This window comes from Streptomyces asoensis, from assembly GCF_016860545.1.
GTDB lineage: Bacteria > Actinomycetota > Actinomycetes > Streptomycetales > Streptomycetaceae > Streptomyces > Streptomyces asoensis.
Genome location: NZ_BNEB01000003.1, coordinates 2,173,280 through 2,189,238 on the forward strand (window position 1 = coordinate 2,173,280; position 15,959 = coordinate 2,189,238).

8 protein-coding genes and 1 pseudogene are annotated in these 15,959 nt (G+C 74.5%); 4 read left to right on the top strand and 5 right to left on the bottom strand.

The features are described from left to right. Positions 1-79 precede the first annotated feature (79 nt). Positions 80-505 (bottom strand): annotated as a pseudogene (locus Saso_RS38370) (C40 family peptidase); the annotation flags it as partial. Positions 506-2,355: 1,850 nt separating this feature from the next. Between Saso_RS38370 and pcrA the strand changes: the two are divergent. Beyond that, positions 2,356-4,851 carry a DNA helicase PcrA gene (gene pcrA, locus Saso_RS22465; RefSeq protein ID WP_189925121.1) on the top strand — a complete coding sequence of 832 codons (2,496 nt, stop codon included), beginning with the start codon at positions 2,356-2,358 and terminating at the stop codon, positions 4,849-4,851. Between the two features lie 60 nt (positions 4,852-4,911). Here pcrA and Saso_RS22470 read toward each other — a convergent pair whose 3' ends face one another. Both Saso_RS22470 and Saso_RS22475 read right to left on the bottom strand, forming a co-directional pair. Further along, positions 4,912-6,438: a M23 family metallopeptidase gene (locus tag Saso_RS22470; RefSeq protein WP_229901418.1), complete on the bottom strand. Its 1,527-nt coding sequence runs from the start codon at positions 6,436-6,438 to the stop codon at positions 4,912-4,914. A 261-nt stretch (positions 6,439-6,699) separates the two neighbouring features. Next, entirely contained in the window at positions 6,700-7,707 is a 1,008-nt protein-coding gene (locus Saso_RS22475; protein ID WP_229901417.1) for an esterase/lipase family protein, read from the bottom strand. 494 nt (positions 7,708-8,201) lie between these two features. Between Saso_RS22475 and Saso_RS22480 the strand changes: the two genes are divergently transcribed. After that, positions 8,202-8,618 carry a cobalamin B12-binding domain-containing protein gene (locus tag Saso_RS22480; protein WP_020132112.1) on the top strand — a complete coding sequence of 139 codons (417 nt, stop codon included), beginning with the start codon at positions 8,202-8,204 and terminating at the stop codon, positions 8,616-8,618. A 233-nt stretch (positions 8,619-8,851) separates the two neighbouring features. Here Saso_RS22480 and Saso_RS22485 read toward each other — a convergent pair whose 3' ends face one another. Both Saso_RS22485 and Saso_RS22490 read right to left on the bottom strand, forming a co-directional pair. Further along, positions 8,852-10,501 (bottom strand): DUF5691 domain-containing protein, encoded by a 1,650-nt coding sequence (locus Saso_RS22485; protein ID WP_189925119.1) that lies wholly within the window; start codon positions 10,499-10,501, stop codon positions 8,852-8,854. Positions 10,502-10,644: 143 nt separating this feature from the next. Further along, positions 10,645-11,997 carry an SWIM zinc finger family protein gene (locus Saso_RS22490; protein ID WP_189925117.1) on the bottom strand — a complete coding sequence of 451 codons (1,353 nt, stop codon included), beginning with the start codon at positions 11,995-11,997 and terminating at the stop codon, positions 10,645-10,647. A 146-nt stretch (positions 11,998-12,143) separates the two neighbouring features. On the opposite strand from Saso_RS22490, the gene Saso_RS22495 reads away from it, so the two are divergent. After that, positions 12,144-13,274: an ATP-binding protein gene (locus tag Saso_RS22495; RefSeq protein WP_189925115.1), complete on the top strand. Its 1,131-nt coding sequence runs from the start codon at positions 12,144-12,146 to the stop codon at positions 13,272-13,274. 139 nt (positions 13,275-13,413) lie between these two features. Next, positions 13,414-15,891: a DUF5682 family protein gene (locus Saso_RS22500; protein ID WP_189925113.1), complete on the top strand. Its 2,478-nt coding sequence runs from the start codon at positions 13,414-13,416 to the stop codon at positions 15,889-15,891. Positions 15,892-15,959 lie beyond the last annotated feature (68 nt).

Consider the following 15,959-nt stretch of genomic DNA (forward strand, 5'->3'; position numbering starts at 1 on the left):
TGGTCGCGGAAATCCGTCCCGGGGTGACCGCTGAGCGATGACCGCTGACGGATGACCGCTGACCGCTGCGCCCGGGTGGTCAGGCAGGGCGCAGCACGCTGCGGACGGCCGACGCGCCGTCGTGGTGCACCGGCTCCTCGCGCACGTACGAGCCCGGTCCCGGGGCGTGGATCATCATGCCGTTGCCGCTGTGGACCCCGACGTGACCTTCGTCGTCGTGGAAGAAGAGCAGGTCGCCGGGGCGGGCGTCGGCGAGGGGGACCGTGGTGCCCGCCGTCGCCTGGTCGTGCGCGGTGCGCGGGAGGATGACGCCGGCAGCCCTCCAGGCGGCCTGGGCGAGGCCCGAGCAGTCGTAGGAACCGGGGCCCGCCGCGCCCCAGACGCAGGGCTTGCCGATCTGCGCGCGGGCGAAGGCGAGGGCCTTCTCGGCCTTGGTGACGTACGCGTGGTCCGCCGACGGGGTGCCGCCGGTCGCGGCCGACCAGGCGTCCGCCTCCGCGGCGGCTGCCGTCGTTCCCGACCAGGTGTCCGTCACCGCAGCGGCCGCGATGCCCGGCCGGTCGCCCGTCGCCGTGGCCGTCGCTGTGGCCGACCAGCCGTCCGGCCCCGGGGCTGCCCCCGTGGTGTCGGACCAGCCGTCCTGCGGCGTGGCGGTCGCGGTGGCCGACCAGGTGCCCCGCTCCGTGGCCGTCGCTGCCGACCAGCCGTCCGGCCCCGGGGCTGCCCCCGTGGTGTCGGACCAGCCGTCCTGCGGCGTGGCGGTCGCGGTGGCCGACCAGGTGCCCCGCTCCGTGGCCGTCGCTGCCGACCAACCGTCCGGCCCCGGGGTTGCCCCCGTCGCGGTGTCGGACCAGCCGTTCGGTTGTGGGTGTGTCGCCGTCGCGGTGTTGTCCGACCGGACGGCCGGCTCCGTGGCTGCCGCTGTGCCCGGCCAGTCGCCCGTCGCCGTGGCCTGCGCCGTGGTCGGCCGGCCGTCCCGCTCGCCGGTCGCCGCTGCGGTCGGCCGGCCGTCCGGCCCCGTCGCCGTGGCGGTCGCCGCCGTCGGCCGACCGCCCGGGTCCGCCGCTGCCGTCGTCGTCGCCGTGGCGGGCCAGTCGAACGTCCCGGTGGCTGTCGTGGTGGACGGCCAGGCGTCCGGGCCCGTCGGCGAGGGGGCGCCGGCCGGTCCGGCGCCGGTCTCCAGATGTTCCGCGGGGTGCGCCGCGGCCTGCTGCCGGGCGAGTTCCGCCGCCGCTTCCTCCCGGCGCTGCCGCTCGACCGCCGCGAGGCGCGCGTTCTCCCGGGCGGTCAGCGAGGACAGCAGTTCGCGCGCGTCCCCGAGCTTCTTCTGCACGGCGGCCTTGGCGGTCCTCAGGTCGTTCGGCGCGTCGGTGGGCGCCGCCGCGCTCCCGCCGGCCTCCTGGCGGCGCCCGGCCGCCGAGGACCGCTCGGTGACCTGGCCGTCGGCCGCGTTCCTGCGGCGCTCGCTCAGCCGGCTCATCAGCTGGTCCTGGTCGAAGTAGCCCCGGGGGGCGGTCGCGAGCAGGGAGGCCGCCTTCTCGGGCGCGGAGGCGCCGGTGCGGTACCGGGCCGCGGCGGCGGAGCCGGGCCTCTCGCGCGTCTCCTCGCGCCCGCGGGCGCGCTGCGCCACGTCGTCCGGGACGCCGTCGGCCTGCCTGCGCTGCCTGGGGGCCCTCTCCCTGGCGGTGCTGGACTTCTCGGTCGCCGACTCCGCCCGGCGGTAGAGGTCGTCGACCTTCTTCTCGACCTCCTCCAGACTCGGCGTGCCGTCGTCCGACGGAGCGGCGTTCGCCGTCTGGGAGAGCAGGGCCACGGACGTGAAGGCGGCGGTGGCGAGGCCGGGGGTGCGGATGCCCGCCACGCGCGTGCCCGGGGAACGTGGCTTGCGGTGCTGCGACGCCAAGGGAGGCGACTCCTTCCAACGCTCCGCCCACCGGGTCGGCGGCGGGGTCCCTCCGGGCGGCCCGGGCACTCGGGGAGGGTGCCGGCCACCACTTTTGGGAAGTCGTCCCGCGGCCCGCCCCGCGGAGGGGGTCGGGGCCGGTCCGTCCTGGTTCGGCGGGTTCCCGGATCCGGCCGGCGTGAGCGGACGCGGCGGACCGGGCGGAGGCCGCACGGTCCGGCGGGGTTCGCCGGTCGGGGGTCGTACGGCCCTTTCGGCACGGTAGCCAACTCGTGTGGCCCGTGTGAAGGTTGCTGGGCGATATGCCCGATACGTTTTCGTGACCTGAGGTGAGGTTTGGGCGCCGGAGCCCCTCCCGTCGCGCTTGGTGACAGGCGTCTCCCGGAGGGTGAGGGGGAGATGTTCCGGGACGGCGGCCGGTTGTCGGTGGTGCCCCCTAGACTCGGAGAGCGATGAGCAGCCTCTTTGACGACAGCTTCCTGGCGGACCTCCAGGGCCCCCGTGCCCATGAGGAGGAGCCCCCGCCGCCGCCCGAGGACGACCACGGACCGGAGTCGGTCCCGGACGACCTGTTCGGCGGGAAGTTCGACGTGCCCCCGGACCGGGACACCCACTACCGCGGCGGCGCCCCCCGCCCCGTGCTGGACGCCGCGGCGCTGCTCGAGGGGCTGAACGACAACCAGCGCGCCGCCGTGGCCCACGCGGGCACCCCGCTGCTCATCGTCGCGGGCGCCGGCTCCGGCAAGACCCGCGTGCTCACCCACCGCATCGCCCACCTGCTGGCCGAGCGGCACGTGCATCCCGGGCAGATCCTCGCGATCACCTTCACCAACAAGGCCGCGGGCGAGATGAAGGAGCGCGTCGAGCAGCTCGTCGGCCCGCGTGCCCACGCGATGTGGGTGATGACCTTCCACAGCGCGTGCGTGCGCATCCTGCGCCGGGAGAGCAAGAAGCTCGGCTTCACGTCGTCGTTCTCGATCTACGACGCGGCCGACTCCAAGCGCCTGATGGCCCTGGTCTGCCGGGACCTGGACCTCGACCCCAAGCGCTACCCGCCGAAGTCCTTCAGCGCCAAGATCAGCAACCTGAAGAACGAGCTGATCGACGAGGAGGACTTCGCCGCCCAAGCCGCCGACGGCTTCGAGAAGACCCTCGCCCAGGCCTACGCCATGTACCAGTCGCGGCTGCGCGAGGCGAACGCCCTGGACTTCGACGACCTGATCATGACGACGGTCAACCTGCTGCGCGCCTTCCCCGACGTCGCCGAGCACTACCGCCGCCGGTTCCGGCACGTCCTGGTCGACGAGTACCAGGACACCAACCACGCCCAGTACGCCCTGGTGCGCGAGCTGGTGGGGACCTCCGAGCACCCCGTCGACGTCCCCCCGGGCGAGTACGACCTGCCGCCCGCCGAACTCTGCGTGGTCGGTGACGCCGACCAGTCGATCTACGCCTTCCGCGGCGCGACGATCCGCAACATCCTCCAGTTCGAGGAGGACTACCCGGACGCGACGACGATCCTGCTGGAGCAGAACTACCGCTCCACGCAGACGATCCTGTCCGCCGCCAACGCGGTCATCGAGCGCAACGAGTCCCGCCGGCCCAAGAACCTGTGGACCAACGCGGGCGCGGGCGCGCGCATCACCGGCTACGTCGCCGACACCGAGCACGACGAGGCGCAGTTCGTCGCCGAGGAGATAGACCGGCTGACGGACGCGGGCGACGCGAAGGCGGGCGACGTCGCCGTCTTCTACCGCACCAACGCCCAGTCCCGGGTCTTCGAGGAGATCTTCATCCGGGTCGGGCTGCCCTACAAGGTCGTCGGCGGGGTCCGCTTCTACGAGCGCAAGGAGGTCCGGGACGTCCTGGCCTACCTGCGCGTGCTGGCCAACCCCGAGGACTCGGTGCCGCTGCGCCGGATCCTCAACGTGCCCAAGCGGGGCATCGGCGACCGTGCCGAAGCCATGATCGACGCCCTCTCCCAGCGCGAGAAGATCAGCTTCCCGCAGGCCCTCAAGCGTGTCGACGAGGCGTACGGCATGGCCTCGCGGTCGACGAACGCCGTGAAGCGGTTCAACGCGCTGATGGAGGAGCTCCGCACGATCGTCGAGTCGGGCGCCCCTCCGGCGACGGTCCTGGAAGCGGTGCTCGAACGCACCGGCTACCTCGCCGAGTTGCAGGCCTCCACCGACCCGCAGGACGAGACCCGCATCGAGAACCTCCAGGAACTCGCCGCCGTGGCCCTGGAGTTCGAGCAGGAGACCGGCGAGGCGGAGGGCGAGGCCGCGGCGCCGGCCGGCCTCTCGGCGTTCCTGGAGCGGGTCGCCCTGGTGGCCGACTCCGACCAGATCCCCGACGAGGAGGACGGCTCGGGAGTCATCACCCTGATGACCCTGCACACCGCCAAGGGCCTCGAGTTCCCGGTCGTCTTCCTCACGGGCATGGAGGACGGCGTCTTCCCGCACATGCGCGCCCTCGGCCAGACCAAGGAGCTCGAGGAGGAGCGCCGGCTGGCCTACGTCGGCATCACGCGCGCGCGTGAGCGGCTCTATCTGACACGGTCCGCGCTGCGCAGCGCGTGGGGGCAGCCCTCCTACAACCCGCCCTCCCGGTTCCTGGAGGAGATCCCGGCGGCGCACGTGGACTGGAAGCGGACAGGAGCGGCCGCCCCCGTGTCCGCCGGACCCGTCTCCGGCGTGGCAGCCTCGCTGTCCTCGTCCCGCTCGCGTTCCTCGGCCTCGGGCGCCTCGGGCTTCGCGACCCGCCGCGGCGCCGAGAAGCCGGTGGTCACGCTGGCCGTCGGCGACCGCGTCACCCACGACCAGTTCGGACTCGGCACGGTCGTCGGGGTGAAGGGCACCGGCGCCAACGCGGAGGCCACGGTCGACTTCGGCGACGTCAAGCCCAAGCGGCTGCTGCTGCGGTACGCGCCGGTCGAGAAGCTCTGACACGCGGGCAGGCCCCCGCCGCGACGACGGGGGCCCGGATCCGGTGTGCGTGAAGGACTGCTACGTCGGGTTGAGTCCGTGGCTGCGCAGCCACGGCAGCGGGTCGATCGCGGAGCCTCCCGCGGGCCGCACCTCGAAGTGCAGGTGCGGGCCGGTGGAGTTGCCGGAGTTCCCGGAGTACGCGACCGGTTCGCCGGCCTTCACCGTCGTACCGGAGGACACCCGGTAGCTGGAGAGGTGGCAGTACCAGGTCTCCGTGCCGTCCTTGGCCGTGATGATCAGCATGTTTCCGTAGGCGCTGTTCCACTGCGTCCGTACGGTGCCGTCGGTCGCCGCCATCACGGTCGTCCCGTAGGAGACCGGGAAGTCGATACCGGTGTGCTGGGACATCCAGTTGATGCCGGCCTGGCCGAAGTAGGCGCTGAGTCCGTGCTGCGCGACCGGAAGGGCGTACTTGGGGCGCTGCCGTTCCTTGCGGGCCGCCTCGGCCGCCGCCTTCTTCTGCTCGGCCTCCTGCTGCGCCTTGAGGTCGATGCGTTCCTGCGTGCGGCTGGCCCGGTCGGCGAAGTCGTCGGCGCCGGCGCTGAGGGTTTCGAGCTGGGCGTCCAGCTTGTTGTTGGCGGCGACCGGCTTCACGGGCTGCGCGTCCGAGGCGGAGGCCGCGGTGTCCTTGTCGTCACCGCCGGGCAGCGTGCCGACGGAGGCCGCCGCGATGCCCGCGACCCCCATGACACAGGCCGAGGGCACGGCGACGGTCAGCAGTGCGGAGCGTTTCGCGGGCGTCCGGCGCCGGGAGCGGTTCGCGCCACGGGCGGCCGCCCGTCCGCCCGGGACGAAGGCCGGGGCGGAGGTCTCCTCCTGGCCGTCGAGGAGGGGCAGCGGGGCTTCGTCGGGCAACTCGCCCTCGGCCGTGTCGGTTTCGTCGTGGTGGACCTGTTCGAAGGTGGCGGTGGCCAGCTGGTCGAACGGGACCTCGGCCTGCTGCTCGTACTCGTCGACGCCCGTCCCGGTGGCCTCGCCGCCGTCGGAGTTCCACTGCGTCGCGTCGTAGGCGCCGGTGTCGAAGGTCTGCGTGCCCCATTCCCACTGCTGGGTGGGGTCGGCGGGGGTCGCGCCCTGGTCGGGCTGGAGCCACGCGCTCGCGTCCCACTGGCCGCTCGTGTCCGGTGCCGACCCCTGCTGCGGGACGGCGGACAGCTGCTGGTGGTCGGCGGACCAGGCGGTGGTGTCGTAGGCGCCGGTGTCGTACGCGGCGGCGTGGTGCTGGGCCGCGTAGCCGTCGTAGTTCAGGGTCTGGTGAGCGCCCGTGTCGGGGAAGCCGTGGTCGTCGGCGCCCCACTGGGCGGTGCCGTAACCGGTGGCGACGTTCGTGCCGTCGCCCGGGAACCCGCCGTGGTGCGGGTCGGCCGGCATGAAGTGCCCGGTGGCGTGAGGGGTGGCGTCGTACGCGCCGGTCTCGTAGCCGTGGTACGCGGTGAAGCCGTCGTACGGGGCTTCCTGGGTGCTGTACGACGCGTAGTGCGCCGGATCGGCGTCGGAAGCCGGGGTCGGGGTGGTCATGATCCCCGACGGGTGACGGTCGTTCACCAACTTCTCTTTCGCCGACAACAGGGGCTGCCAGAGCAGTGCGGCGACTGTACCCGGCAGTACGCGGGCACGACAATCTTCTCCAGGTTTCGTGCCCGGGGGAAAGGGGCATTCGGCCGTGTTTCGGGGAACGGCGGACGCGGGTTTGGCCCTACGTTCGAATAGCGTTCTAATTCGCTGCTGATTCTGCCGCTGTTTCTGCCGCTGATCCCGACTCGGATTCCGACTCTGATTTCGCCGTTGATTCCGTCTGTGATGCGGTCAGGCGACGGTGAGGCCGTCGGTCCGGGGGCCGGTGCGGGCGGTACCCCGGCGGGCGCCGGTCCGTGTGCCCGAGGACGCGTCCGAAGGCTCCGTGTCGAGGGCCTGCCGTATCCCGGTGGCGACGGCCGGGTGCACGGGCAGGGCGAGGTGGCCGATACCGGTGACCCGGACGTTCTGCGCCAGCAGGTCGGGGTGGTCGACGCAGGCCGACTCCAGCGGGTCCATCAGATGGTCGAGGTCGCTCCAGAAGCTGACGAACTGCGTGCGGCAGCCGGGCGCCGGCCGGGACAGCTCCTCGATCACCTCGGAGCCGGGGCGCATCTGGCGCACGATCGGGTGCGCGTTCGCCAGCGGCGCCACCCGGGTGCCGGCGTGCGGAGTGCCCAGGGTGACCAGGATCCGGACGCGGCCGTCCCCGCCCAGGCGCTGCACGTAGTAGCGGGCGATCAGCCCGCCGAGGCTGTGTCCGACGACGTCGACCTGCGAACTGCCGGTGCGCTCGCAGATCTCCTCTATGTGCCGCCCGAGCAGTTCGGCCGCCGTGCGGATGTCACAGGTGAGCGGCGAGTAGTTGAGGGACTCCATGCGGTGCCTGCCGTGCTGGGCCAGACTGCGGCGCAGCAGGACGAACACGGAACGGTTGTCGATGAACCCGTGCAGCAGGACGACCGGGGGCGGCGCCTGGGTCGGCAGCTGCGGCGGGTCCTCGGCGCCGGCCGCGCCGGGCAGCGCCGGGCGGACCGCTGCGCGGCGCTCCTGGACGATGCCGGAGGGGTAGAGCAGCATGTGGCCCGCGAGGATCGCGAGGTCCAGGGCGGTCGCCTTGAGGAGGGCCAGGGACAGTCCGGCCAGCCGTCCCGGAAGACCGGGCAGACCCGGAAGACCGGGGAGGTTCGGCAGGCTCGGGAGGCTGGAGAGGTTCAGGATGCCCGGAAGGGTCCGCATGTCGGGCAGCAGTCGCTGACACAGCGGAAGAAGGGGCTGTAGTGCCCGGGTGACCTTCATGGCCGACCTCCTGTCGGCACGCTGAGGACGTCTCTGTCCCCCGTGTGCCCTCGTGGAAGTCGCGGTCGGAGGAGGTCGATCGGGCACGGCGGGAGTGGGGCGGGCGAGGCCGGTGTGCGGGGCGTGTACGGCTTGTGTGACACCCGTTGCACCGATGACGGACGAGGATCCCCGCCGGTGTGGCGACGAGGCTCCCGCTGTCGTGCCTTACCTGTCCTACGTGCCCATCGTGCCTTCCGATGCGCAGTACCGCCACGCCAGCGGCTGTGGCGCGAGGGTACGGCGACCTCGTGCGGCTCCCGGTGCGCCTGTTCCCCTCGGCGAGGGGGCCGTGCGCGATGTGTATGTCCCTTCGTGTGATTTCCCCCTCGGTCGACACCGCGAAACTGCCGGTTGCGGGATGTTGGCGATAACGTTCGTTCACTTCCCCGGGCGGTGTGGCACGGGGTGTCCGTGCCGTAGAGGATGGACGTAGTCGCTTCATGGAGGCAGTGATGGGTGTGGCAGCCGGTCCGATCCGCGTGGTGGTGGCCAAGCCGGGACTCGACGGCCACGATCGCGGGGCCAAGGTGATCGCGCGGGCGCTGCGCGACGCCGGTATGGAAGTCATCTACACCGGGCTGCACCAGACGCCCGAGCAGATCGTCGGCACGGCGATCCAGGAGGACGCCGACGCGATCGGTCTGTCGATCCTGTCCGGGGCGCACAACACGCTCTTCGCCGCCGTGATCGAGCTCCTGAAGGAGCGGGACGCGGCGGACATCCTGGTCTTCGGCGGGGGCATCATCCCGGAGGCGGACATCGCGCCGCTCAAGGAGAAGGGTGTCGCCGAGATCTTCACCCCGGGGGCGACCACCGCCTCGATCGTGGACTGGGTCCGGGCGAACGTACGGCAGCCCGCCGGAGCCTGACCGCACGCGACCTCGCCCGACCGCGCGCCCGACTGCGCCTGATCGCACGCGGTGCGGGCGCCGAGCGTCCGGTGGCCGCGTCTCCGGCCGCCGCCCGTCCGGTTGCCGAGCGTCCGGCGGTCTCGCCGGTGCGGCGCCTGTGGCGGGCTCGCGGTGCCCTGCGGGTCGGCCCTGCCCTGCGGGTTCGGCGCTTCCTCGGGGACACCTGACCCGGCCGACACCCGCTGCGCTGCTCACGGGGGCCCCTCCTCGGGCTCGCCCGCCGCCGGTTCCCGCGGCCCCAGTTCCTCCGTCATCACCGCCCGCAGCCGCAGGGTTCTGCCCAGCCGCTGGAACGCCTCCGCCCAGTAGCCGCCCGCTCCCGGTGAGGCGTCCTCCGGTTCGTCCGGGACGGCCAGGAGGGCGTCGAGCCGGTTCGCCTCCGCGGGGTCGAGGCACCGTTCGGCCAGGCCCATGACCCCGCTGAAACTCCAGGGGTAACTGCCCGCGTCCCGAGCGATGTTGAGCGCGTCGACGACGGAACGGCCGAGCGGCGTGGCCCACGGCACGGCGCAGACGCCGAGCAGCTGGAACGCCTCCGACAGACCGTGGGCGGCGATGAAACCGGCGACCCACTCGGCCCGTTCGGCCACCGGCAGGGTGCCCAGCAGCTTGGCCCGCTCGGCGAGGGAGACCGCCCCCGGCCCGCCCGCACCGGGTGCGGACGGCGGCCCGAGCAGCGCCCGCGACCAGTCCGCGTCGCGCTGCCGTACGGCGGCCCGGCACCAGGCCGCGTGCAGTTCGCCCAGCCAGTCGTCGGCCACCGGCAACGCCACGATCCGCTCGGGCCCGCGGCCGCCCAGGCGCGCCGGCCAGATGGCGAGCGGGGCCGCCTCGACCAGCTGGCCGAACCACCAGGACCGTTCCCCCCGGCCGGGCGGCGCCTTGGCCGACACGCCGTCGCGTTCCATCCCCGCGTCGCACTCGTGAGGCGCCTCCACGAGGAGCGTCGGAGTGTCGCCGGTGTGGTCGACCGCCACGCAGGCGCCCGCCCGCACCGCCATCCGCGCGGCGAGCGCCGAGTCCGGCAGCGCCGAGAGCAGTTCCGCGGCGGTGGCCCGCACATTGCGGCTCCGGTCCGCCAGCGCCTGCTCCAGGAAGGGCTCGTCCCGTGCGTTCAGGCCCGTGCGCAGCGAGTCGAGGAACATCAGCCGGTCCTCGGCGCGTTCCGTCGGCCAGGTGGCGGCGAGCAGCTCGCGGGCCGCGTCGGCGTCGCGGAAGCGGATCGACGCCAGGAGGGCGACCCGCTCGGCGAACAGGCCCTCGCGCCACAGCGCCTCGACGCGCCGGGTGTCCGCGGGGCCCGGCAGGGTGCCGCCCCCGCCGGGTGTCGCACGCAGCGCGAACCGCCAGTCCGGGTTCAGTCGGGCCAGCCACAGGGCACGCGGTCCCGCGAACTCCAGTGCCGCCAGGCGCAGGTCCGTACGCCCGCGTGCCGCTTCGAGCAGAGCGGGCAGCGACTCGGCGGGCGCGGCGAAGCCCCGGGCGTTCACCGCTGTCAGCCACTGCGGCAGCAGCTCCATGAGGTCGGGGGCCGTCCCTCTGCGGCCGCCCCCGCCCGCGCCGGGCCGGCCGGCCAGCAGGAGGTGCAGCCGGCGGGCCGCCGCGGCGGGCAGGGCCGGGCGCGGGTCCTCGGCGGCGGGTTCGGGCAGAGGCGCCGCCGGACCCGGTCGCAGGCCGGCGCGTCGGCGTACGGTCTCGGCGGCCGCCGCGTCCAGCAGGGCGGCGGGCGCGGTGCGGCCCGGCGCCGTGCCCGCGGGCGTACGGCGGTCCGTGCCGAGCAGGGCCGCGCCGACCAGCTCCTCCCAGAGCGGCGCGGGGCTCGACGGGTCGGCGGTGTTCATGGGGCTCCCTTCTGTCGCTGTCGCTGTTACTGACGCAGTCGCAGTCGCAGTCGCAGTCGCAGTCGCAGCGGCCGCGGACGGTCGAGGGCGGCCGGGGCCGGGGCCGTTATCGGGGGTGTACGCGCCGGGTGTCCGCGGGGAGTTCAGCACAGGCGTACCGCCGCTCCCTCGCCCGCCGGCCAGGCGGTCAGCGGGGTGAAGCCGCGGTGGCCGCACTCGCCGAACACCCGGACGGGCGCGCCGCCCGAGAGCGCGACCAGACGCCACAGGCCGGGGCGGGAGGCCGCCGCCGGAGTGAACGGCAGCGCCGTGTCGCCCTCGGCGTCCGCCAGTTGCCAGGAGTCGCCCGCCGGGGTCGGTACGACGGCGGCCAGCGTCACGGGTACCGATTCCTGCCAGGGGTCGTGGACCAGGGCCTCGCCGTAGCGGGCGGCCGCCTCGGTAGTGGTCACGCCCGCGGGGCGGGTGTCGGTGGGCGCGGGAGGGGCGAACTGCTCACCGAGCGAGGCCCGTCGCTGCCCGGCGCCCGCGTGTGCGGTCAGTTCGGCGTCCAGGGCGAGGCCGACGGGCAGGGTGAGCTCCGGTGCGCGTCCCGCGGCGCCGTAGGAGAGCAGGAGCGCGGTGCGGCCCGACTCCGTGCCGTACAGCCAGATACGGCGGGTCGTCAGTTTCTGGTCGGGCGTGTCGTACTGGGCGAGCACCAGCCAGTGGTCCCTCACCGGCGGACCCACCGGTGAGGAGGGGAGGCCGACGCGGGCGCGGACCGTCGCGGCCAGGCCGTCCGGCAGCCGCTCACGGTGCAGCCAGCCCCGGTCGAGAAGGTGGAGCAGCGCGCACTCCTCCAGCAGCCGCGCCGGCCAGCCCGGCCCGGACGCCGGGACCGACCCCAACTCCCGCACGCGTGCGGCCAGTCCGGGAGCCTGCGCGTCGACCATGCGGGCCGCCGTCTCCTCCCACAGCCCGTGTCCCGACCGTTCGGCCGTGGCCAGACCCGAGCGCAGGAGATCGGCCAGCCGCTCCTCCAGTTCCGTCGCCCCCGCCGTGATCCGCTCGGCGCGCCGCTCCGCCCGGCGCCGCGCCCCCTCCGGATCGGCCGGGCCGGACGCGGAACCCGCCCGGCCCGCCGCCCGTTCCTCTGCCGTGCGCCCGCGCCCCGCGAGCCACCGCTCGGCCCAGTCCGGGGCCCGCCCCGCCGGCGGCGCCCCCTCGCCGCCCGACCAGAGCAGCAGCAGACCGAGCGCGTGCTTGCAGGGGGACTTGCGACTCGGACAGCTGCACTCGTACGCCGGACCCGCGCCGCCCGCCGTGTCGACGACCGTCCGGTACGACGCGCCCCCGCCGCCCTCGCACAGCCCCCACACCGCTCCCTCCGGCGAACTGCCCGTCCCGGACCACGGACCGGCCGCGCCGAGTTTGCTTCCCGCTTTGCGTGACGTGGAGTCAGGCGCCAGTGCCAGCACCTGGTCCGCGGTCCAGCGCACCCCCTGCTGAGTCATGCCATCGAAGGTAGGTCCCCCCACTGACAATCGGTCCGCCGTCCCCGGCCGGGACAGCGTTTGCGCAGGTCGGATCGCATTGTCAGTGGCGTGGTGCACGGTGGACACCAGATGCAGAACCGGCCGAGCCGGAGGGGACCTCAGCCATGTCCGTGTCCGTAGATCCACCATCCGCCCCACCCATCGGGAAGCCGTCCGCAGAGGCGTTGCGTCCGCACGCCGAGGACGCCTTCGCCGGTGAACTCGCCGCGCTGGCCGCGCAGGACGACCACCCGCGACCGGCCCGCTGGAAGCTGTCGCCGTGGGCCGTCGCCACCTATCTCCTCGGCGGCGTCCTGCCGGACGGCACGGTGATCTCACCGAAGTACGTGGGCCCGCGCCGCCTCGTCGAGGTCGCGGTGTCCACCCTCGCCACCGACCGCGCGCTGCTCCTGCTCGGCGTCCCGGGCACCGCCAAGACCTGGGTCTCCGAGCACCTGGCCGCGGCGGTCTGCGGTGACTCGACGCTGCTGGTGCAGGGCACCGCGGGCACCCCGGAGGAAGCGATCCGCTACGGCTGGAACTACGCGCAGCTGCTCGCCGACGGTCCGAGCCGGGGCGCGCTGGTGCCCAGCCCCGTCATGCGCGCCATGACACGGGGGGCGACGGTCCGGGTGGAGGAGCTGACCCGCATCCCGGCCGACGTGCAGGACTCCCTCATCACCGTCCTGTCGGAGAAGACGCTGCCGATACCGGAGCTCGGACAGGAGGTGCAGGCGGTCCGCGGCTTCAGCCTCATCGCCACCGCCAACGACCGCGACCGCGGGGTGAACGAGCTGTCCAGCGCGCTGCGCCGCCGGTTCAACACGGTGGTGCTGCCGCTGCCGGAGAGCGTCGAGGCCGAGGTCGACATCGTCGCCCGGCGCGTGGACCAGATCGGGCGCTCCCTCGACCTGCCGGCCGCGCCCGACGGGATCGACGAGATCCGCCGGGTGGTGACGGTCTTCCGGGAACTGCGGTCCGGAGTCACCGCCGACGGCCGTACGCGGGTGAAGTCGCCGAGCGGCACGCTGTCCACCGCCGAGGCCATCTCCGTCGTCACCGGCGGTCTCGCCCTGGCCGCGCACTTCGGGGACGGCGTGCTGCGGTCCGCGGACGTGGCCGCGGGCATCCTCGGCGCCGTCGTCCGCGACCCCGCGGCCGACCGTGTGGTCTGGCAGGAGTACCTGGAGGCGGTCGTCCGGGAGCGGGCGGGCTGGACGGACTTCTACCGGGCCTGCCGGGAGGTGAGCGCGTGAACGGCGCGGGCGCGACGGACCCGACGAGCACGACGAGCACGGCCAAGGGGAGCAGGGGAATCCGGGCGCGGGCCCGGGGAGCGTGGAGGGTGACGGTGGACGAGGACACGAGGTGGCCCCGCAGGCGCGGGTGGACGGGATGACAGGCGCCGAGGGCGGTGACGGCCGCGACGCGGGGGCGGAACGGCCGTTGCTGCTCGGTGTGCGTCACCACGGGCCGGGTTCGGCGCGGGCGGTACGGGCGGCGCTGGACGCCGCCCGGCCGCGGGCCGTGCTGATCGAGGGACCGCCCGAGGCCGACGCGCTGATCCCGCTGGCCGCCGACGAGGACATGAGGCCGCCGGTCGCGCTGCTGGCGCACGCCGTCGACGAGCCCGGCCGTTCGGTCTTCTGGCCGCTGGCCGAGTTCTCGCCCGAGTGGGTCGCGCTGCGCTGGTCCCTGGAGCACGGCGTCCCGGCCCGCTTCATCGACCTGCCGGCCACCCACACCCTGGCCTGGGAGAGCGAGGACCCGCAGAGGCGCGCCGGGACCCGGGACACCGGCGGCGGGCGGGGGACCGAGGGCGAGCCGGGCACCGAGGACCGGCGGGGGGCCGGGGACGGGCACGCGTACGAGGAGCACGAGGAGGGGGCTGTAGCCGGGGACGGGGTGCGCGGGGATCCGCTCGGCGCACTGGCCGCGATCGCCGGGTACGACGACGCCGAGCGCTGGTGGGAGGACGTCGTCGAGCACCGGTCGGCGGGACCGAAGGACCCGTTCGCCCCGTTCGCCGCGCTCGAGGAGGCCATGAGCGCGCTGCGGCAGGCCTGCGACAGCGACGCGACAGCGGGCGGCGACCACCGGGACCTGGTGCGGGAGGCGTACATGCGCGGCCGGATGCGGCTGGCGCAACGGGAGTTCGGGGCGGACGCGGTCGCCGTGGTGTGCGGGGCGTGGCACGTGCCCGCACTGCGCCGCAAGTCCTCCGCCGCCGCCGACCGCACGCTGCTCAAGGGGCTGCCCAAGGTCAGGGCCGACATGACCTGGGTGCCGTGGACGCACCGCAGGCTGGCCCGGGCCGGGGGATACGGGGCGGGCATCGACTCGCCGGGCTGGTACGCCCACCTGTTCGGTGCGCCGGACCGGCCGGTCGAGCGCTGGCTGACGAAGGTCGCGGTCCTGCTGCGCGCGCAGGACCGGATCGTGTCCTCGGCGCACGTCATCGAGGCGGTCCGGCTCGCCGGGACGCTCGCCGCGCTGCGCGGCCGGCCGCTGCCCGGGCTGAGCGAGACGACCGACGCCGTGCGCGCGGTGCTGTGCGAGGGCTCGGACGTGCCGCTGGCCCTGATCCACGACCGGCTGGTCGTCGGGGACGTGCTGGGCGAGGTGCCCGCCACCGCCCCCGCCGTGCCGTTGCAGCGCGACCTCGACCGGCTTCAGCGCCGACTGCGGCTCAGGCCGGAGGCGGAGGAGCGCGAGCTGGCGCTCGACCTGCGCAAGGAGAACGACGCCGAGCGCAGCAGACTGCTGCACCGGCTGCGGCTGCTGCGCGTCGGCTGGGGCGAGCCGGCCGCCTCACCCGGCAGCACGGGGACCTTCCGGGAGACCTGGCGGCTGCGGTGGGAGCCGGAACTTGCGGTGCGCACCGCCGAGGCCGGGGTGTGGGGCACGACGGTCCTCGCCGCGGCCACCGCGAAGGCGGAGGCGGACGCCATCGGCGCGCGCGGCCTCGCGGAGGTGACCGGGCTCGCCGAGCACTGCCTGCGGGCCGGGCTGCCTGACGCCCTCCCGACGGTGATGCGGGTCCTCGCCGACCGGGCGGCCCTGGACACGGACGTCGGACATCTGGCCAGGGCCCTGCCCGCCCTCGTCCGTGCGCTCCGGTACGGCGATGTACGCGGCACCGGCACCGGCGCGCTGGCGGAGGTGGCCACGGGTCTCGCCGAACGGATCTTCGTCGGTCTCCCCCCGGCCTGCGCCTCGCTCGACGCGGACGCCGCCGACGAGATGCGGCGACAGATGGACGCGGTGCACGGCGCGGTGGCGATGCTGGAGGAGACGGCGGCGCCCCCGGCCGGGGGCGGCGGGCTGCGCGAGCGCTGGCGCGGGGTGCTGCGGGTGCTCGGCGCGCGGGACAGCGTCGCGGGGGTCGTACGGGGGCGGGCGGTGCGGCTGCTGCTGGACGAGGGGGAGCTGAGCGGGGACGAGGCGGCGCGGCTGATGGGGCTCGCCCTGTCGCGGGGGACCCCGCCGCCGGACGCGGCCGCCTGGATCGAGGGCTTCGCCGGAGGCGGGGCGGGCAGCGGGCTGCTCCTCGTGCACGACGAACGGCTGCTCGCCCTGGTCGACGGATGGCTCACGGGCGTCCCGGCGGAGGCGTTCACCGATGTCCTGCCGCTGCTGCGGCGGACGTTCTCGGCGTACGAGGCGGGGGTGCGCAGAACACTCGGCGAACTGGTCCGGCGCGGCCCTGGCACACCGGGCGACGGGCCGGGCGCCGGCCCGGGGAGACCCGGGTTCGCGGCCGGGCTCGACGCGGGGCGCGCGGACGCCGTCCTGCCGGTGGTGCGGCTGCTGCTGGGCCTGGATCTCGGCACGACCACCGACGACGACGCACTCACGGGGGTGGGCACATGACGACGACCGGAGCCGGGACCACAGGGGAGAGGACCGGAGAGGGGACGACCGGGGAGGGGACGGGCGGG

Coding starts and splice junctions, on each gene's coding strand:
- Saso_RS22485 (WP_189925119.1), bottom strand. CDS start 10,501: ATGAACACCGCCGACCCGTCGAGCCCCGCGCCGCTCTGGGAGGAGCTG.
- Saso_RS22480 (WP_020132112.1), top strand. CDS start 8,202: ATGGGTGTGGCAGCCGGTCCGATCCGCGTGGTGGTGGCCAAGCCGGGA.
- Saso_RS22495 (WP_189925115.1), top strand. CDS start 12,144: ATGTCCGTGTCCGTAGATCCACCATCCGCCCCACCCATCGGGAAGCCG.
- Saso_RS22475 (WP_229901417.1), bottom strand. CDS start 7,707: ATGAAGGTCACCCGGGCACTACAGCCCCTTCTTCCGCTGTGTCAGCGA.
- Saso_RS22500 (WP_189925113.1), top strand. CDS start 13,414: ATGACAGGCGCCGAGGGCGGTGACGGCCGCGACGCGGGGGCGGAACGG.
- pcrA (WP_189925121.1), top strand. CDS start 2,356: ATGAGCAGCCTCTTTGACGACAGCTTCCTGGCGGACCTCCAGGGCCCC.
- Saso_RS22490 (WP_189925117.1), bottom strand. CDS start 11,997: ATGACTCAGCAGGGGGTGCGCTGGACCGCGGACCAGGTGCTGGCACTG.